This window comes from Streptosporangium sp. NPDC003464, from assembly GCF_053588315.1.
The window spans coordinates 1-18,140 of sequence record NZ_JBSFPS010000214.1; the positions used below are offsets into that span (position 1 = coordinate 1).

Annotated in this window: 17 protein-coding genes; 9 read left to right on the forward strand and 8 right to left on the reverse strand. The window is 71.3% G+C overall.

All coding sequences use genetic code 11. The features are described 5' to 3' along the window. Both ACWDS7_RS35105 and alc read left to right on the forward strand, forming a co-directional pair. A partial coding sequence (locus ACWDS7_RS35105) for an amidohydrolase family protein (protein WP_451932756.1) occupies positions 1-760 on the forward strand: 760 nt, incomplete at its 5' end. Next, a complete protein-coding gene (gene alc, locus ACWDS7_RS35110; protein ID WP_306871435.1) occupies positions 757-1,899 on the forward strand; it encodes an allantoicase in 1,143 nt (380 codons plus the stop codon). The genes ACWDS7_RS35105 and alc, both read left to right, overlap by 4 nt. Positions 1,900-2,053: 154 nt before the next feature. Here alc and ACWDS7_RS35115 read toward each other — a convergent pair whose 3' ends face one another. From ACWDS7_RS35115 to ACWDS7_RS35125, 3 genes are all read right to left on the reverse strand, one after another. Next, positions 2,054-2,551, reverse strand: a complete 498-nt coding sequence (locus tag ACWDS7_RS35115) for a nucleoside deaminase (RefSeq protein ID WP_451932757.1) — start codon at positions 2,549-2,551, stop codon at positions 2,054-2,056. Between the two features lie 168 nt (positions 2,552-2,719). Continuing rightward, a complete protein-coding gene (gene cynS / locus ACWDS7_RS35120; protein WP_451932758.1) occupies positions 2,720-3,190 on the reverse strand; it encodes a cyanase in 471 nt (156 codons plus the stop codon). A gap of 117 nt (positions 3,191-3,307) precedes the next feature. Then, the gene (locus tag ACWDS7_RS35125; RefSeq protein ID WP_451932759.1) at positions 3,308-3,946 is read right to left on the reverse strand and encodes a carbonic anhydrase; all 639 of its coding nucleotides are present in this window, start codon (positions 3,944-3,946) and stop codon (positions 3,308-3,310) included. A gap of 124 nt (positions 3,947-4,070) precedes the next feature. Between ACWDS7_RS35125 and cynR the strand changes: the two genes are divergently transcribed. From cynR to ACWDS7_RS35140, 3 genes are read left to right on the forward strand one after another with little or no spacing between them, the layout of a single operon-like run. After that, complete coding sequence (cynR, locus tag ACWDS7_RS35130; protein ID WP_451932760.1) at positions 4,071-4,976, forward strand: transcriptional regulator CynR; 906 nt, start codon at positions 4,071-4,073, stop codon at positions 4,974-4,976. A 41-nt stretch (positions 4,977-5,017) separates the two neighbouring features. After that, on the forward strand, positions 5,018-6,346 hold the full coding sequence (locus tag ACWDS7_RS35135; protein ID WP_451932761.1) for an SWIM zinc finger family protein: 1,329 nt from the start codon (positions 5,018-5,020) through the stop codon (positions 6,344-6,346). Further along, positions 6,343-9,549: a DUF7824 domain-containing protein gene (locus ACWDS7_RS35140; protein ID WP_451932762.1), complete on the forward strand. Its 3,207-nt coding sequence runs from the start codon at positions 6,343-6,345 to the stop codon at positions 9,547-9,549. The genes ACWDS7_RS35135 and ACWDS7_RS35140 overlap by 4 nt, the downstream gene beginning before the upstream one ends. 215 nt (positions 9,550-9,764) lie before the next feature. Here ACWDS7_RS35140 and ACWDS7_RS35145 read toward each other — a convergent pair whose 3' ends face one another. The 3 genes from ACWDS7_RS35145 to ACWDS7_RS35155 all read right to left on the reverse strand — a co-directional run bounded on the left by ACWDS7_RS35145 (position 9,765) and on the right by ACWDS7_RS35155 (position 12,023). Beyond that, positions 9,765-10,916 carry an MFS transporter gene (locus tag ACWDS7_RS35145; RefSeq protein WP_451932763.1) on the reverse strand — a complete coding sequence of 384 codons (1,152 nt, stop codon included), beginning with the start codon at positions 10,914-10,916 and terminating at the stop codon, positions 9,765-9,767. A 205-nt stretch (positions 10,917-11,121) separates the two neighbouring features. After that, positions 11,122-11,247: a hypothetical protein gene (locus tag ACWDS7_RS35150; RefSeq protein ID WP_451932764.1), complete on the reverse strand. Its 126-nt coding sequence runs from the start codon at positions 11,245-11,247 to the stop codon at positions 11,122-11,124. 194 nt (positions 11,248-11,441) lie between these two features. After that, positions 11,442-12,023: a TIGR03086 family metal-binding protein gene (locus tag ACWDS7_RS35155; RefSeq protein ID WP_451932765.1), complete on the reverse strand. Its 582-nt coding sequence runs from the start codon at positions 12,021-12,023 to the stop codon at positions 11,442-11,444. Between the two features lie 236 nt (positions 12,024-12,259). Between ACWDS7_RS35155 and ACWDS7_RS35160 the strand changes: the two genes are divergently transcribed. Continuing rightward, positions 12,260-12,835 carry a PadR family transcriptional regulator gene (locus ACWDS7_RS35160; protein ID WP_451932766.1) on the forward strand — a complete coding sequence of 192 codons (576 nt, stop codon included), beginning with the start codon at positions 12,260-12,262 and terminating at the stop codon, positions 12,833-12,835. Continuing rightward, positions 12,832-13,752, forward strand: a complete 921-nt coding sequence (locus ACWDS7_RS35165) for an SGNH/GDSL hydrolase family protein (RefSeq protein ID WP_451932767.1) — start codon at positions 12,832-12,834, stop codon at positions 13,750-13,752. The genes ACWDS7_RS35160 and ACWDS7_RS35165 overlap by 4 nt, the downstream gene beginning before the upstream one ends. Positions 13,753-13,781: 29 nt before the next feature. On the opposite strand, the gene ACWDS7_RS35170 is transcribed toward ACWDS7_RS35165, so the two are convergent. After that, the gene (locus ACWDS7_RS35170) at positions 13,782-14,780 is read right to left on the reverse strand and encodes an SDR family NAD(P)-dependent oxidoreductase (RefSeq protein ID WP_451932768.1); all 999 of its coding nucleotides are present in this window, start codon (positions 14,778-14,780) and stop codon (positions 13,782-13,784) included. Between the two features lie 81 nt (positions 14,781-14,861). Between ACWDS7_RS35170 and ACWDS7_RS35175 the strand changes: the two genes are divergently transcribed. Next, complete coding sequence (locus tag ACWDS7_RS35175) at positions 14,862-15,464, forward strand: TetR/AcrR family transcriptional regulator (RefSeq protein ID WP_451932769.1); 603 nt, start codon at positions 14,862-14,864, stop codon at positions 15,462-15,464. Positions 15,465-15,822: 358 nt separating this feature from the next. Here ACWDS7_RS35175 and ACWDS7_RS35180 read toward each other — a convergent pair whose 3' ends face one another. After that, on the reverse strand, positions 15,823-16,641 hold the full coding sequence (locus ACWDS7_RS35180; protein ID WP_451932770.1) for a S1 family peptidase: 819 nt from the start codon (positions 16,639-16,641) through the stop codon (positions 15,823-15,825). A gap of 393 nt (positions 16,642-17,034) precedes the next feature. On the opposite strand from ACWDS7_RS35180, the gene ACWDS7_RS35185 reads away from it, so the two are divergent. Then, complete coding sequence (locus ACWDS7_RS35185; RefSeq protein WP_451932771.1) at positions 17,035-17,427, forward strand: nuclear transport factor 2 family protein; 393 nt, start codon at positions 17,035-17,037, stop codon at positions 17,425-17,427. Positions 17,428-18,140: the final 713 nt, after the last annotated feature.

Here is an 18,140-nt window from a genome sequence, read left to right on the forward strand (position 1 = left end):
CCACGCCCCGGCCGCGCACGGCGCGAGCTACCGGGACTTCCTGCGCTCCAGGCCGCGGGGCGCGGAGAATCTCGCGGTCGCGCAGGTGATCGAGCTGGCCCGCCGGACCGGCTGCCGGGCGCACGTCGTGCACCTGTCCAGCTCGGACGCGCTGCCGATGATCCGGTCGGCCCGGCGCGACGGCGTCCGGATCACCGTGGAGACGTGCCCGCACTATCTGACGTTCAGCGCGGAGGAGATCGCCGAGGGCGCCACCCAGTTCAAGTGCTGCCCGCCGATCCGGGAGGCGGCGAACCGCGAGTCGCTCTGGCAAGGGCTTGCCGACGGCACGATCGACTGCGTGGTGTCCGACCACTCGCCGTGCACACCGGAGCTCAAACGGTTCGACGTCGGTGACTTCGGCGTCGCCTGGGGCGGCATCGCGTCGCTGCAGCTCGGCCTGCCGGCGGTGTGGACCGAGGCCCGGCGCCGCGGCCACACGCTGACCGACGTGGTGCGCTGGATGGCCGAACGCCCTGCGGAGCTGGTGGGGCTGCCCCGCAAGGGCCGGATCGAGCCGGGCTACCAGGCCGACTTCTGCGTGTTCGCGCCCGACGAGGTGTTCGTGGTCGACAGGGAACGGCTGCACCACCGCAACCCGGTCACGCCCTACCATGGCCGGCCGCTCGCGGGGGTGGTCCGCGCTAGCTGGCTGCGCGGCGTACCGATCGACATCGACAGCCCGCCGCAGGGCCGGCTGCTCAACAGAGGAGGAGCATGACCACCCACGGTTTCACCCGGCTTCCGGACCTGGCCTCGCGTGCGCTGGCCGGTAGCGTGGTGTACGCCAACGACGAGCTGTTCGCCGAGCGCGAGAACTTGATCAAGCCTGAGCCGTCGGTTTTCTCGACGGAGGACTTCGGCCACAAGGGCAAGGTGTACGACGGCTGGGAGACCCGTCGCCGGCGCGAGCCCGGGAACGACCACGCGATCGTCCGGCTCGGCGTCCCGGGCGTGGTGCACGGCGTGGTGATCGACACCGCCTGGTTCAAGGGCAACTATCCGCCCTACGCCTCGGTGGAGGCGACCAGCGTCGAGGGGGCGCCGTCACCGGCCGAGCTGGAGCGGGCGAGCTGGGAGACGATCGTCGAGAAGAGCGCGATCAAGGGCGACACCGAGAACGCGTTCGAGGTGGCGGACCGGCGGCGCTGGACGCATGTCCGGCTGAGCATCTACCCCGACGGCGGGGTGGCCCGGTTCCGGGTGCACGGTGAGCCGGTGCCGGACCCCCGGTTCATGGACGGCACGATCGACCTGGCCGCGCTGGAGCACGGCGGCGACGTGGTGGCCTGCTCGAACACGTTCTACTCCTCGCCGGTGCAGCTGCTGCTGCCCGGCAGGGCCAGGATCATGGGCGACGGCTGGGAGAACGCCCGCCGCCGCGACGGCGGCAACGACCATGTGACGATCAGGCTGGCCGCCCGTGGCCGGATCCGCCGGGTCGAGATCGACACGTCGTACTTCGTCGGCAACGCGGCCGGCTGGGCCTCGCTGCGCGGGACCGATGGCGATCATCTGGACGAGGGCGCGGAATGGTTCGACCTGGTTCCGAAGACGCGGCTGCAGCCGGACACCCGGCACTTCTTCCGCTCGGCGTCGGCCGCGCCGGTGACGCACGTCCGGCTGGACGTCTTCCCCGACGGAGGCCTGGCCAGGCTCCGGGTGCACGGTGAGGTGGTCGCCGACGCCCACCACGGGGCCGTGCTGCGCTGGCTCGATCTGCTCCCCGCCGAACACGCCGTCCAGGTTCTCGGCGGGGCCGGCGTCCCCTCGGAGACAGCCGAGGACCTCCTCCGCCGACGGCCGTTCGCCGCCGGCGGCGTGCTGCCTTCGACGGTGCTCTCCACCTTGTCGGGATGACTCCGTCCGGCAGGGCTCACCGGCGTGCCCACTTCGGAGACCGGGTGATCACGCGTCGGCCCCGATGAGGAGGTGGCGGGGCCACGTGACGCCGGGGCCCGCCGGCGAGGCGGCGACATCCGCCGGGAGCTCGGTCGGACGGGGCGACGGGTGCTCAGGCGGTGGGGGCGCCGGTCACCCGCCGCTCACCGCCGTTGCGCTCCTGCCACAGGCGGTAGACGTCGACGGCGGCCCCGTGCGGCTCGTAGCGCATCGGCAAGCGCCGCTCGGCCCAGTCCTTGGCGAGCTCGGAGTAGAAGGTGTCGAGTTCGAAGTACTTGCGGTCGTCCACGTAGTGGGGCTCGTAGGCCTCACGGGTGGTGAGGAAGACGACCTCGTCCGGAGAGCAGTAGTACAGCGATCCCAGGCACATCGGGCAGGGATGCGCCAGGACGTAGATGGTGGTGCCGGTCAGGTGTTCGGTGCCCAGCTTCATACACGCTTCGCGGATGGCGAGGATCTCCGCGTGCGCGGTCGGGTCGGAGGTCTGGGCGACCTTGTTCGCGCTCTCGGCGAGGATCTCGCCGTCCTTGACGATGACGGTCGCGAACGGGCGGCCGCCCTCGGTGACGTTCTGGCGGGCGATGTCGACGGTGCGCTGTGCGAAGTCCATGAGAAGTCCTCGGTGGGAAGCGGGGGCCTCCGGCGAGCGAGCCGGCGGAGGACGGAAAGGCGGACGGGGAACGGACGGGGAAGGGGGGCCGGATGCGGTGAGAAGGGGGGTGGGGCCGGATGCGGTGAAGGGGTCCTGTCCGGCCCGGGCCGGGTCTCGCGGTCCGGTTCAGAAGGGCTTGGTGGGCAGATACTTGCCGTCGAGGGTGATGACAGCGCGCTCGCCGCCCTCGGGGTCGGCGACCTTCTTCACATCGAGCCTGAAGTTGATCGCGCTGATGATCCCGTCACCGAACTGCTCGTGGACAAGGGCCTTCAGCGTGGTGCCGTAGACCTGGAGCATCTCGTAGAAGCGGTAGATGGTCGGGTCGGTGGGGACGGCGCCGGCGATGGAGCCGCGGGTCGGGATGGTCTGCAGCAGCATCACCGCGTCGTCGTCCAGGCCGAGCAGCTCGGCGACCGCCTTCGCCGCGGCCTCGGGCAGGGCGTGCTGGCCGAGGACGGCGGCGGTGACGAAGGCGACCGACAGGCCGGCGGTGTCGGCGATCCGCTGCCAGGTCAGGTCCTTCCGCGTCTTCGCCTCGACGGCGGCTGCGGCCAGGGCCTGACGGGCGGTGGGGTCGAACTGGGCGTGTGCCATGGGAGTGTTCCTTTCCTACGGGCCGGTCCGGGTGGCGGGGAACCGGCAGGTTTCCGTGGTGCCTGGTGATTTCCGGGTGCCGGACGGCGACGGGATGTCGGGCGTGGGACTTGGAGGTCAGACCGCGAGCGCGGAGGGACGGCCGGTGGCGTCGAGTTCTGCCACGGTCCCGGTGCCGATGTCGTAGATCCAGCCGTGCAGGGTGACCGTCTTTCCGGCCAGGGCGTGCGCCACCGAGGGGTGGGTGGCCAGGTTCGCCAGCTGCGTGAGCACGTTCTGCCGTACCAGCGCGGCCACCTTGCCCGCGCCCGTCTCCGTGGTCGTGGTCGTGGTCGTGGTCGTGGTCGTGGTCGTGGTGCGAGGCTGGGAGGCGTCCGCGTGCCGCAGCCACTCGGCGACCGCGGGAAGCGCGGCCGGGTCGAGACCATTGGCCAGGGCGGTCATCGCGCCGCAGCCGGAGTGCCCGCACACCACTATGTCGGAGACGCCCAGCACGGCGACGGCGTACTCGATGCCGGCGGCGACACCGTCAGCGGAGCCGGGGGCGTAGGCGGGCACGAGGTTGCCGGCGGTGCGGATGACGAACAGCTCGCCAGGCTCACTCTGGGTGATCAGCTCGGGTACCACACGGGCGTCGGAGCAACTGATGAACAGCGTCGCCGGCTGGTGGGCGGTGGCCAGGCGCGTGAAGAGCTCCGTCTTGGCCGGGAAGACGTCTCGCTGGAAACGTGCGACTCCCTCTTCGAGATCCTGCATGGTTCACTCCCTTCGTTTGGAGGCGGCCTCTTGGGCTGACCTAATCCACCATGCATGACGTGCGGCGATAGTGTCCAAGACGAACTAACCATGATCTCCATAGTTGTCGCCTATAGTTGTCCTCGTGGCCCCGGAACTGCGTCACCTGCGCTATCTGATCGCCGTGGCCGAGCACGGCAACTTCACCCGCGCCGCCGAAGACCTGCGCATCTCCCAGCCCACCCTTTCTCAGCAGATCAAGCAGCTGGAACGGGCCGTGGGCGTGCAACTGCTGGACCGGAGCGGCCGCAGCGTGCGCCTCACCGACGCCGGTGAGGCGTACGTCCACTACGCCCGGCGCGCCCTGCGGGACCTGAGCGCCGCCGAACGGGCCGTCTTCGACGTGGCCGACCTGTCCCGCGGAAACCTGCGGCTGGCGGCGACCCCGACGTTCACCGCCTATCTCATCGGGCCGCTGATCGCCGAGATGCACGCCCGCCACCCCGGCATCACCCTGGACATCAAGGAGATGACGCAAGACCGCATCGAGTCGGGACTGCTGGCCGACGAGCTCGATCTCGGAATCGCGTTCTGTGATCACTACCTGCCCGGCATCGGCGGCACCGCCCTGTTCGTGGAGACCCTCAGTCTCGTGGTCAGCGCCCATGACTCCGACGGCGAGCACCTCCGGCCGATGCCTGCCCGAGATCTCGCCACGCGGCGACTCGCGCTCCTCAGCGGCGAGTTCGCCACCCGAGGGCACATCGACGCCTACTTCAGGCGGCAGAGCGTCAGCCCCCGCATCGTGGTGGAGGCGAACTCCGTCCAGGCCCTCATCGAAATCGTTCAGCGCGGCTCCGTCGCCACCGTCCTCCCCGACGCCGTCACCCACGACCACCCCGGCCTGAGCCCGATCCCGCTCGCACCGGCCCTGCCCACCCGCACCGTAACTCTGCTGCGGCGGGAGAACGCCTACCGGAGCGCCGCCGCCCGCGCCTTCAGCGCCGTCATCGGCGACCATGTCCGTGCACGTGGGTACGCTCCCGCCTGAGCCACGCCGGTCTGTCGGTGGAGTGATCTAATGTCCCGGCCATGACTTCAGCGACGCAGGCGTACACGTACGCCGCGCCCTCCTCTCTTGTCGACGGTCGTCTCGGATTGGCGACCTCCGGCGGGCGGGCCCTGTCCGGCCCGGCCGTGGCCCCCCGGTTCTTCAGCGGCGTGGTGACCCAGGCGGCCCCCGCCGCGGCGGCCCTGCTCGGCGTCGCCGACGTGGCGCTGGCCCGCTACCACCAGCCGCAGGCGCGGCCCGGCTGGGTGCGCGACCCGGTGGTGACGTGCAATGGAGACCGGTTGCGGTTCGAGTCGTTCTCGGCCTGCGGCGGCGTGTACGCCCGGCTTGACCTGCTGAACGGCGCGCTCGACGGCGAGGTGTTCGACCGGGGCACCACCAACGTCGACGTGAACGCGCCGCTCCGGGAGGCGCTGGCGCGCATCGGCGCGCGTGACCCGCTGCACCTGGGGGTCGGGCTCGACGAGCTGGTCGTGACCACGATGGACGGCGCGGTGGTGGAGAAGAAGGTGCCGCTGCCCGAGCGCTGGCTACGCGGCTTCGCCGAGGTGCAGGTCATCGCCTCGGGCATGGACCAGCGCGGTGAGCTGACCGGCATGGCGGCGGTGCGGTTCCTGCGCGGCCTGCCCAGGAAAGGCACGGTGTGGGTGGCGCAGGCGGGGCGGGACCTGAGGGTCTCCGACCGTCAGGTTCCGGGCTCGGTCCGGCTCGCCGGCCCCAACCGGCTCGGCACCCTCCTGCCGCTGCTGCGCTTCGCGAAGTCCCTCCGGGTGTACGGCCCGGCCGACGCCGCCTCCAGCGCCTGGGAGCTGGAGCTGCCGGGCATGCGCTACACACTCACCCTCTCGCCCGAGAGCTGGCGCGGCTTCTCCGGCGAGGGCGCGGTGCTCGACGACCTGGCCACCGACGAGGCCGAGAACGACGCCGACGTGGTGGGCATGCTGCTCAACTTCGAGCCCGAGGTCGAGATCGGCCTGCTGGCCGACCGCGCGGGCATGCCCGCCGACCGGGTGCGGGCCGCGCTGACGCAGCTCGGCGTCGCCGGCCGGGTCGGCTACGACCTGTCGGAGGCCGCCCACTTCCACCGTGAGCTGCCCTATGACAAGGACAACGTGATCCTGCTCAACCCGCGGCTGGCCAAGGCGCGCAAGCTCGTCGAGGCGGGCGCCGTGCACCTCGAAGGCGAGCTGGCCACCGTCCATACCTCGGGCGGCGCGCGCCGGGTCTCGCCGGCCGACGGATCCTGCACCTGCGAGTGGTGGTGGGACCATCGCGGCTCCCGTGGGCCGTGCAAACACGTGCTGGCCGCCCGGATCGTCGCCCGCGCCGCCGTGGAGGTCTCCCGATGACCCTCTGGACGGAGATCTGCGACCTGATCACCCGTAACCAGGTCACCCGCCTGGCCGACCGGCTGGTCACGCTCACCGAGCAGGAGCGCGCCGAGCTGGGCGGGCGGCTGCCCGGCCTGGTCAAGGAGCTGCGCCGCGTCCGCACCGAGCAGGTGCGCGCCGAGCACCCCGACGACTTCGAGGAGATGGCCTCCTGGGAGGTCGGCGACCTGCTCGACACACTGGCCGGCGCGCTGCTGCTGACCGGTGTCGGCGTCATCACCGGTCCGGCGGCCGCCGTGACGTGGATGACCGGCCGCGACGTCAACCGCCGCTGGGCCGAGGAGCCCAACGTCGCCCAGGTGTGCCGGGTGGCGGCCGCCCGCCCCTTGGAGTGGCGTCGCGATGTCGCGGTCCGGCTGGCCCAGCGGGTGCGCCGTCCCGCCGACCGCATCGCGCCGCTGGCCGTGGCGCTGCTGCGCGAGTCCGGCGCCGTGCCGCCCGACCACGACCCGCTGGTGGCCGCCTGGCTGGCCGCGCCGAGCGTGCCCGCTGACCCGCTGACCGCCGTGCTGCTGCCCCGTGTCTTCGACGCCGACGGCGCGGGCCGCGCCCTCCGTGACGAGCGGCTGGAGCCCCGGCCGACCCGCTGGCTGGCCGCCGCCCGCAAGCTGCCCAGGGAGCAGGTGCTCGACGGTTGCGTGAGCCGTTTCCTGCGCGGCGGCGAGGCGCAGGACCTGCGGTTCTTCGTCCGGCTGCACATGCTCCTCGACCCCACGCCCGCAGAGTCCGCGCCCCGCCTGCGCGACTACCTGCGGTTGCTGCCGTCGGCTCCGGGCACGGTCGCCGAGCTGGCCGCCGGGCAGGTGCGCGGGGCGATGCCGCTCGACCACGCCGACCTGGTCGAGGCGGTCGACGCGCTCACCTTCCGGGACGAGGCCAAGCTCGCCGCCACGGGCCTGCGCTGGCTCGACCAGGCGATCCGGGCCACGCCCGAGGCGGCCGCCGATTTCGTGACCGCGCTGACCACGGCGTACGCGCACAAGTCCTTCGACGTGCGCAACCGCGCGGCCGAGCTGACCCTGAAATACGCCGACCTGTTCGCCGACCACACCGAGGCGATCCTCGACGGCGTCCGCCACCTCCCCACCGACCTGGGCGCGAAGCTGGCCGAGCAGTTCGGCGGGGAGATCCCGGTCGAGGAACTGCTGGAGCAGAAGGAGTTCCCGCCGCTGCCCGAGCTGCCGGAGGCGCGGCGGTTCCCCGAGCCGTCGATCTCCCCCGACTACCACAAGCGTTGGATCGGCCAGGAGCGCTGGCTGGCGGCCTTCGTCGCCGGGATCGCCGACGACCGGGCGAAACTGCGCCGCAAGCTCAAGCCCCACGTCGAGCAGGACCAGGGTTACTGGCGGTCCAGGGAGGTGCGCCTCGACCCCGACGACTGGCAGTCGGCGCTGTCCGCCGAGCTCGTCACCCCCGGCAGCGTGCCGGAGCTGCCGCCGATCGGGCCGGAGAAGTTCTGGGACGACGCGAGCCACTCGGTGAGAGTGCGCGCCCTCACCCGTGGCGAGGAGCCCGACCCGGAGCCGTCGCCCCGGCGGCTCATGATAGGCGGTGCCTACCGGCCTGGCCGCTACCTCGACGACGACACCCCGCTGCGCGCCTTCTTCATCACCTGGACCAGCGACGACGGCCCGGACGGGGCGGTGGCCCACGAGGGCGACCGGCAGATCCCCTTCGCCAGGGGCCGGATCCACCTGTACGGCTCCCCCACCGACGTCGAGCAGCCGGGGCGTTTCGGCGCCGACGACGAGGACGAGGAGATCTACGACGGCAGACTGCCGGACCGCCTCCGTCCGGTGCGGACGAGGCCTGGCGTCCCGTACGACGACTCCGAGGAGGCCATGCCGTCCTTCGTCCTCGACCACGCCTACGAGCGCATGGCCGAGCTGGGCGTGGACCCCGCCCGGATCGCGGCGATGCGAGCGGGAGACCCGGTGCCCCCGCCGGACCCGGGCGAGCCACTCGTGCAGGTGACCGTCGTCTTCGTCCCATCCCGGCTGCGTTCCTTCATGCCCGAGGAGTTGCCCGAGCACGACGAGTGGCGGCGGCGCAACCGGCTGCCCCACCCCAATAGCGTCTCCCCGCCCCACGATTTCCTGCTGCACCGCTACGCGGAACTCGCCGAGGCCCTCCGGAACGGCACCCTGCCGCCCGTGCTGCTGGCCACGCCGACCTGGATGAGTGGCCACCTCGACCCCGACGTGCTGGTCGGCCGGCTGGAGACCTGCGCCGCCGCCGGAGTGGAGCCGCCCCTGGCCGACCTGGCGCAGGCGCTGCTGCGGTTGCCCCGGGGCAGCCACCGGGCCGCGGCCGACCGGGCCGCCAAGGTCGACTCGGAGGCGGCGCGCTCGGCCGCCCGCTGGCTCGCCGGTGACGGCATGGCCGACCCTGAGTGCGGCCACGTGTGGCGCCACATGGTGGGCGCGTCCATGGTCGAGTTCGGCGACGGCGAACCGGAGCACTTCACCGAGGTCAGGCTGCAGCCGGTGTTGCGGGTGACGGCCCCGACCGGCCATCGGCTGATCGACGAGGTGCTGCTGCGTCAGCCGTTCGACTGGACGGTCGACGAGTTCGGCGGCACGCTCCGGGCGTGGCCCGCCATGCTGCCCTCGCACCGCGAGGTCGTGGCCGTCAACTTCCTGCCCTTCCTGCTGCGCGGCCGCTGGGGCGTGGGGGTGACGCCCACGGAGATCACCGGCCTGGAGATCGCCCAGGGCCCGATGGGCGAGTCCACGGCGGTGATCCTCGCCTTTCTCCTGGCCGGCAGCGTTCCTGACATGATCCCGCTGGTCCTGAGCATGGCCGCCAGGGGCGAGCTGCCCGCCGAGGCGATCGGCCGCCAGCTCGCGCTGGTGCTGCGCCGCACCTGGCAGGAGACCCGCCCCGCCATCGCGGCCCTGACCGAGCTGGCCGACGCCGGCGGCCACCACGAGGTGTGGCGCATCCTGCGCGCTCTGCTGCCCGGGATGTTGCCGGGCGAGGGGCAGCGCATCACCGTGACCCACACCGAACTCGTCGCCTTCGCCGCCGACGTGGCACGCTGGACCGGCGCGCGCGGGGAGATCCCGGTCGTCGCCGAGTTCGCGCGCAGCCGCCGGACGATCCGCTTCGTCCACGAGTGCAAGCGCCTTCACGCCCAGCTCACCGGAGCCACGTCATGACCTCTGACGACATCCGTACCGAGATCAGGGATCCCGTGCTCGACCACGACGCCTCGGAAGCCTGCCCCGCTCACTCGCCGTAGACACCGGCTGCGGGCGCCCTCGGCCACGCCGACGCGGTCGAGGGCGCTGGCCGGCTCATCACTGGAGCCTGCGGGCACGCCCGGTCATGGTCGGCGGTCGTCTGAGCTACCGGCGGCCAGAGCCGGCGTTCCTCATCGGTGTGTTGAGCGTTCCGTATGACGGTGCCCACGTAGCAGCCGGCCGCCGAGGAGGGCTGCGCAGGCCCCGACGGTCAGCAGTCCGCCGGCGAGGAAGGTGCCCCGTATCCCGGCGAGCGGCAGGACCAGTGCCCCGAGCGCGGCACCCGCCGCGATGCCGGCGTTGTAGGCGCCGGAGTTCGCTGCGAGGGCGATGTCCGTGCGGCCCGGCGCGTAGTGCAGCATCGCGTTCTGCGCGGTCATGAACACCGGCCCGAGTGCACCGCCCATCAACATCAGGAACACCACCGCCGCCCCCTGATGAGCGGCGGACGCGTACAGGCCGAGCATGCCCACCGCCTGCGTCGCCACGGCGGTAGCCAGCGCGGACAGTGGAAAACGGTCCAGAAACGCCCCGGTGATGCTCACCCCGGCCAGACACGCGACACCGAAACCCACGAACAGGACGCTGACCGTGCCCTGGGAGAACCCGCTCACGTCTCCCAGGAATGTCACGATGTAGGTGTATCCCGTGAACGCCCCGGTGGCGGACAAGGCTCCGGCCGCCAGCACCGTCGTGAACCGCCGCACGTCGGGACTGGTCGCGTAGGCGGCGGGCTCTTCCTCCGGGTGCGAAGTCGGCAGCAGAACGGCGATCGTCACCAGGGAGACAAGCCCCAGAGCCGCCAGCAGGGCGATGGGCACCTGCCAGTTGCTCCGCTGGCCCAGCCAGGTCCCAGCGGGAACACCAAGCACGAGGGCGAGCGAACCGGCGACGGACAGTGCCCCGACCACACGGCCCCGGACCTCGGGCGCGAACAGGCCCACCGCGACCGGCCCCATCACGGCCCAGAACAGCGCCTGGGCGAGCGCGGTCAGCAGCCGCGCCACGAGGAGCAGCCAGTAGGAGGTGGCCAGCACCGCAACGAGGCTGGACACCACGAGCGCGGCCAGCAGTCCCGTGAGCACACAGCGTCGGGGTACGGCACGGACGGCCTGGGCAATCGGCACAGATGCGATGGCCACCGTCACGCCGTAACCGGTGACCAGGAGGCCGACCGCGGACAGGGACACCCGTAGGTCATCGGAGATGAGCTCCAGGAGGCCGACCGGCAGGTTCTCCGCGGTGTTGAAGGTGAGGGCGGCCAGCATCAGAGCCCCGAGCACCGCAAGCCTGTGCCACGGAGCCGGTTGACGAGTGATCGTACGGCTTCCAGTTCTCGCCCGTTGCACCTGCTCAGTGGCGCCGTCCATGCAGACACCCCACCAAGCCCACCGATCCCACCGCAACCGAATTCATCCGCATTCATCCGCGGAGATCACTGCTGCGCCCGCTCGAGGATCAGGGAACTGGGGTCATCGGCGAAGCCGATCATGGTTGGGTGGTCTGGGCGGCTGTGACCGGGTCGCGGTCATAGCCGGCCGGAATCTCCGTCACCAGCCATCGACGCAGGCCGTCGAACGGGGCCCAGAGCGTGGCGTACGGCCGGCTCAGCACTTCGAGAACAGTGGCCGGACAGCAAGCGAGAAAATTCGGCCAGATATGACCAGCACCCTAGAGGGCGCGAGCGCTTCCCGCGCTCGCCTATCTTCGCGCCGGGCCGCGCCACGTTTGGGATGCCGGCCTTGGAGGAGACGCCTCGGGGGGAGGCTGCGTGCAGGCGTTGGCCGTAGAGCCCTGAGGTCCTCGGCTCAGGCGGACCAGTGAGGGTCGCGGCCGAGGAGACCGAGGAATCGGTCCTGGAGTGGAGCGTCGTCGGGGACCTTCACCTCGGGGCCGAAGACGACGATGCCGGGGCCGAAGGCGCCGGGGGTGCGCATCTCCTCCGGGATCTGCTGGGCCTTGGGCCACATCGCCTTGACCTCGACGGGGTCGATGGTGTCGTCCTGTCCTGCGGCGCGGGCGAGGTCCCAGCCGTGCAGGACCATGTCGGCGCTGACAACCTGGTCGATGTGCTGCTCGACCGACAGCCGCCCCGTCGGGGTGTCGACCTCACGCGCGGCGGTCACCGGGTCGGACAGGAGGGCCTCGACATCGGCACGCGCACAGGCGAAGGCGGTGAGCGGGTCCTCCTCGACGGTGGGCGCGGGGGTGAGCGACCGGCCGAGGGGACGGAGCATCACGCCGTGCATGTCGACGATGTGGCCGACCACCTCTCTGGCGGTCCACTCCTCGCACGGGGAGGGGTTGGACCATTGCTCGGGGCGGACGGCGGCGACCTTGGCCGCGAAGATCTCGGCGCGGCTCCGGTAGCGGGCAGCGATCTCGCTCATGAGCACTTCCTTTCCATCGTCATGGCCGGGGACACTACAGGACAGGGGCCTACGACAAGATCCCGCCACGCACGACGGCTCGATGATCCTCTGTGGCTCCGGTCCGGCGCCGTCAGTTCCAGGACGCCGGGGAAAGCGGCGGCCCGGCCCTGCGCCGCGTGGCAGCCCTCTAGCGCCGAGGTGCCCGTCGGCTATAGTCCTCTTCATGACTACTCATATCCATGAGTATTAAGCCGATGGCCCTCAGACACGCGGTGCTGGCGGCGCTGCTCCACGGCGAATACAGCGGATACCAGCTCACCAAGCTCTTCGACATCGGCGTCTCCAACTTCTGGTACGCCGCCCCACAGCAGCTCTACGCCGAGCTGGCCAAGCTGGAGGGCGACGGCCTGGTCACGGGCCGGGAGGTGGTCCAGCGGGGCCGCCCCAACAAGCGCGTGTTCAAGGTGACCGAGGCCGGGCTCGGCGAGCTGGCCGCCTTCGCCGCCACCCCGGCCAAGCCGCTGCTCATCCGCGACGACCTGGCCGTCAAGGTGCACGCCGTCGACCTGCTCGACCCCGCGCCGGTGATCGAGCAGCTGCACGACCGGGCCCTGGAGGCCGCCGCCAAGCTGGAGGTCTTCGAGCAGCTCCTGCTGCGCCTGCGCGGCGAGCTGGACGAGGAGACGTTCCTGCGCCAGGGCGAGCACGTCGGCCCCTACCTGTCCTGCCTGGCGGGATGCAGGCTGGAGCGCGAGACCCGCGCCTGGTGCCTGGAGACGGCACGGACGCTCGGCGAGCGCATGGCCCGCGCCGGAAGGGAGACCTCATGACCGTCTACACGCGTTACGTCGCGCTCGGCGACAGTCAGACCGAGGGCCTCGGCGACGGCGACGACATCACCGGCCACCGCGGCTGGGCCGACCGCCTCGCCGAGCACCTGGCCCGCGCCAACCCCGACCTCCTGTACGCCAACCTCGCGGTCCGTGGCCGGCTGGCGGGCCAGATCCGCTCCGAGCAACTGGCCCCCGCGCTGGCGCTGCGCCCCGACCTTGCCACGGTCATGGCGGGCATGAACGACCTCATCCGTCCCGGCTGCGAGCCCGCCGCGGTGGCGGAGGTGCTGGAGGAGATGTACGCCGCCCTGAGCGAGTCGGGCGCACATGTGGTTACCGTGACTTTTCCAGATATCGGGAAGATCGCCCCGATAGCCCGCCCGCTCCGGCCCAAGGTGCTCGACCTCAACGCCCGCATCCGCGCCGCCGCGGCCCGCCACGGGGTCACGGTGGTGGACACGTTCGCGATGGAGTTCGTCACCGACGCGCGCATGTGGGGCACGGACCGGCTGCACGCGAGCCCGGCGGGCCACGCCCGCATCGCCGCCGCCATGGCCCACTCCCTCGGCCTGCCCGGCAGCGACGACACGTGGATGCTGCCCTTCCCGCCCCTGCCCCTGACGGCGGCGTGGCGGGTGGCGGCGGCCGAGCTGCGCTGGTTCGCCACGTTCGCGGGCCCATGGATCGGCCGCCGCCTCCGCGGCCGCTCCTCGGGCGACGGCCGTACGGCCAAGCGCCCGGAGCTCACACCATGGGCCCAGCCGGCCGCGAGCCCCAGCGCGGCGCCGCAGCCCGCTCCCTCGGCCGGACCGGCGGCGGGCTCAGAGGTGCCGGCGCCCGCGCCGGGGGGACGGCGGGTCGTGCCGCCGGGAGAGGTCGGAGCGGACGCCATCCGCCCTGGGCCACGGGCCTGAGCACGCGGTCCAGGGCATGGCTCGCCGCGTCAGGCGGAGGCCGTGCCGGACCGGCCTCCCTGGTCCAGCAGGGTGTTGATCATCTCCTGGAGCCGGGCACGTCCGATGACGCCGAGCGCGCCGGTCAGGGCCTGGGCGAGCTTGTCGAACGGGTCGTCCATCGACAGCTCCTTCACCTTCTCGGCCAGCTCATCCACGCTCCACGGCCCGTCCTTGTGGATGTGGCCGCCGAGTGACCAGCCGCGGTTGACCGCGACCGTCCCGCCCCGCACCGACAGCACCTGGCCGGTGAGCGGGCAGGCCGCGCTGGCCAGGTAGGCGGCAACAGGCGCGCTGGCGGCCGGGTGCAGGGGGTCGAACCCGCTCGTCGACGGGTCTTGACTCATGCCGGGAACGCCGAGGGTGAGCCTGGTGCGGGCCATCGAGGGCGAGATGCAGTTGACCCGCACGCCGTACTGGCCCAACTCCAGGGCTGCCACGATGGTCAGCGCCGCGACCCCGGCGTTGCCCGACGCGTAGGAGACCTGCGCGGGCAGCGGGTTGAGCAGTCCGGAGCCGGAGGAGGTGTTGACGACGGCGCGGTCAGCGCGGACCCCTGCGCGGAACTGGTGGCGCCAGTGGCGGGCCGCCCAGTGCGTCACCGCGAAGGTGCCCTTCAGCTTCACCGCTACGACTTCGTCGAAGTCCTCCTCCGACAGGTCGGCCAGGCCCATGTTCCGTTCGATGGTGGCGTTGTTGACCACGACGTGCAGGTCGCCGAAGGACTCCAGGGCCGTCTCCACCATGCGGCGGGCCCCGTCCCAGCTGGCGACACTGTCGGTGTTGGCCACGGCCTGCCCGCCGTGGGCAATGATCTCCTCGACCACCTCTGCGGCCACGCCGGCGTCCCCGCCCGTGCCGTCGACGGCGACGCCGGGGTCGTTGACGACGACCTTGGCGCCCTCGGCGGCAAAGCGCAGCGCCTCCTCCCGCCCGATGCCGCGCCCTGCTCCGGTGATGATGACGACGCGTCCGTCCAGACTTCCCACGAGACCATCCCTTCAATGACTGCAGTCTCTGCAGTGATTCACTATATGCATAAATTCATGAGATGAAGTAGAGTGGCCGACATGGTGGAGAATCGCGGACTGCGGGAGCGGAAGAAGCACCGCACCCGGCAGGCGCTGATCGAGGCGGCCGTGCGCCTGTTCGATGACAAGGGCTACGACCAGGTGACCGTGGCCGAGATCGCCGACGCCGCGGAGGTGTCCCCGCGAACCTTCTTCCTGCATTTTCAGACCAAGGAGGACGTGCTCCTGGCCGACGCCGACGTGCGCGTCGACCTGGCGCTGCAGGTGATCGGCGAGTGCCGCGCCGGGGAACCGCTGCCCGAGGTGCTGGTGCGGGCGATGGACCAGATGATCGTCAATGCCTGGGACCGTGACCTGTCCAGTGGGCTCGCCGCGCTCCGGGCCCGGCTGGCGGCCTCGGTGCCGGCGCTACAGGCCCGGCTGCTGCAGCGGTACCTCACGACGCAGGCCGAGCTGGCCCAGGCGCTGCAGCGGGCGTTCCCCGACAGGCTCGACACGATCCTCGCCTCCGCCCTGGTCGGCGCGGCGGTGGGCGCCGTCAGCGCCTCCGCGCTGACGGCGCTGGAGCGCGGCGACGGGCCCGACGAGGTACGGAACGCCATGCGGCGGGCCATTGCCTTGGTGGCGCGATCCGTCACCTGACGGATGATCGCGGCCGACTGGGGCAGGCGGGCCGAGAAGCGGCGGCGCCGGCTGCGGTTCGCCCGGCCCGCAGCATCTTGGTGAACGTCTCTCGCCCGTTTCTGTCGGCGCGCGGCGCTGCGAGCCGGCCGGGACGCTCCAGCAGCGCGAACGTCCCCAGGCCCAGATGTTCGCCGTGGTCTCATGGCCCGCGTTGAGCAGGACGAGGGCGACATCGATCAACTGCACGTCCGTCAGGGGCGGTCCGGCATCGTGGATGAGCCCCGGCAGCAGGTCATCGGCAGGGTTCGAGCGCTTGCCGGCCCCCAGCCGCCGCACGGGCAGGCCCGGCCCGTCACCGGGCCTGCCGTACCGCGGCTCAGCTGTTCGCGCGGATGGTCTTGTTGATCCAGTCGCTGTAGGCGGGCACGTTGGTGTAGAGGCCGGGACCCTGCTCGCAGGAGGGGCTCTTGGCGCCGGGGCCGGAGGTGACGCCGATGAGTTCCCACCGGCCGCCGCGGCCGCGCTGGATCTGGGGGCCGCCGGAGTCGCCGTTGCAGGCCATGGCCTTGGGCTTCTGGCTGACCGTGCACAGGCGGGTGTCATCGGCGAAGCCGGGGCCGCACTCGGAGACCGCGCCGCGGCGGGTGTCGAGCTGGCGCAGCTTCTTGGCCATCTTCCAGTCAGCCGGGTTGGTGCTGAACTCGGTGATGCCGAAGCCGATGATCCGGGTCGGCGTGCCGGGCCTGCCCGCCTGATCGGCGATCTTGATGGGCTTGATGCTGACCGGGCGGTCCAGGCGGATCAGCGCGATGTCGTTCTTGTTCGGCGAGTTCTGGGCGTAGCCCGGGTGCAGGAACGCCTGTGCGATCTTGCGGACGGTGCCGCCGGACGTCCGCTTGTCGCTGCCGATGCGCACTGTCCCCTTCGGGATCGAGCCGACCTCCATGTCGAGGCAGTGCGCCGCGGTCACGACCCACTGCGGGTTGATCAGGGCCGCGCCGCAGTTGCCGTCCGTCAGACCCAGGAGGGGGGCCGCGATCGGGATGGCCGCCATGAAGGGGTAGGACTCGGTGGGCTCGGAGCCGTTGACGATCGCTCCAGCGCTCCCGGCGGTGAGCGCGAGGCAGGCGGCGCCGGCCAGCGCGACGACGGCGGAGCGGGAGACGATACGGCGGAACGAGGTGGTGCCAGACACGGGTGAAGCCCCTTCATTGGTTGTTTATTGCGTTATGAAGCTATATGTCCGGCTTCGTCGGGGTGATCATGCCAGCAGGCCAACACGCGGTAGGGCTGACCCCACCTGACCGGGGTGGATGCACCCAACGCCGCGCGACCCGCAGGGAGTCGGCCTCGCCCTCGCCCCTCGCGCATGGCCGGGCCGGGCGGATGTGGCCAAGCATCCCGGATCGCGCTCCGGGTCAGCGAGGGGCGGGGCCGTACGCCTCGGAGGAGTCCGGGGAATGCATTGCGACCCGAAAAATCGGATATCAAGGCATCAATAACTCGCCTCAAGATCCATGAAGGGGTCGAAGGCATCCTCCGGGGTTGGCTTGACCTTGTCACCGGCGTCAACGTTTATCGTCGCAGCATGAGCAACACGGGTCGGGACATCCTCCTCAAGCGCGACCAGAGCTTCTTCGACGCCCTGGTGGCCGGCGATCTTGCCGTTCTGGAGGAGCTGCTGGCAGACGACTTCGTTCTGGTCGGGGTCGAGGACGGGGCCGTCGCCGACAGAAAGATCGTGCTGGACCTGATGGCCTCCGGCTCTCTCCGGTTCCCGCAGATCTATTCGTTCCCGGACGAGGCGATCGTCCGGGTCATTGGCACAGTAGGCATCGTCGTTGGGCGTACCGGCATGAACTTCACCAACCCCGACGGTGCCACGTTCAGCTCCGGAAGCCGCTACACCCACGTCTACGCCGCCGATGCCCTCGGCGTCTGGCGCCTCGTCTCCGCCCAAGGAACCGCGATCAAGGCGTGATCCCTGCTCGGGCGCGGACGTCCAGGCGGATGTGCCGGTCCGGCCTGTTGGCAGCACCGGCGCGATTGCCTCGCGCGGTATCGCCTCCAGCCTCGACAGCCGATGTCCCTGCTGCGCCCGCGCTAAGGCTTTGATCTGGTCTTTCTCACTACTTTGAGGCTGGTGACGCCGATCCGGGCGGTCCGGCGCCGAGGGGGCGTGACGGGCAGGCCCCGAAACGCTTCCACCGCGGTGCTGTCCGCCGCGTTCCCGGTGATCCGGGATGACGCGGTCGCCGGCAGCACCCCCAGCCGTGACCACGCGCACCAGATCGGAAATGTAACTCTGAGTTACCGTTCGGATGGTCGCGGCGACCCGAGCGCAGGGCCCGGTGGGTTGGCCGGACAGAACAACAGCTCTGCCCGATACGGCGCGGCGGAACATGCGCGGAACCGTCGGCGACCGACCATGGCCGTAATGCGATCCGCGCCGCCCATGGCCCGGCCTCCGGAGGGTCGCGACGGAGCCGGGCACGCCCCACCGGTCTCGCGCCCGCCCGCCCTGAGGGCTTTCCGGCACAGCTGGGAAGGTGGGCCGCTGACCTGCGTATCCGCTGTTTCCTGCGTCGTTGCTACTGGGACCCGTATTCGAGGCGGCGACGAGTTCGTGCTGCTGCTCGGGGGTGAGCCGGGCGGAGAAGAGGCCGCGGGGGATGAGGATGACGTCTCCGCCGA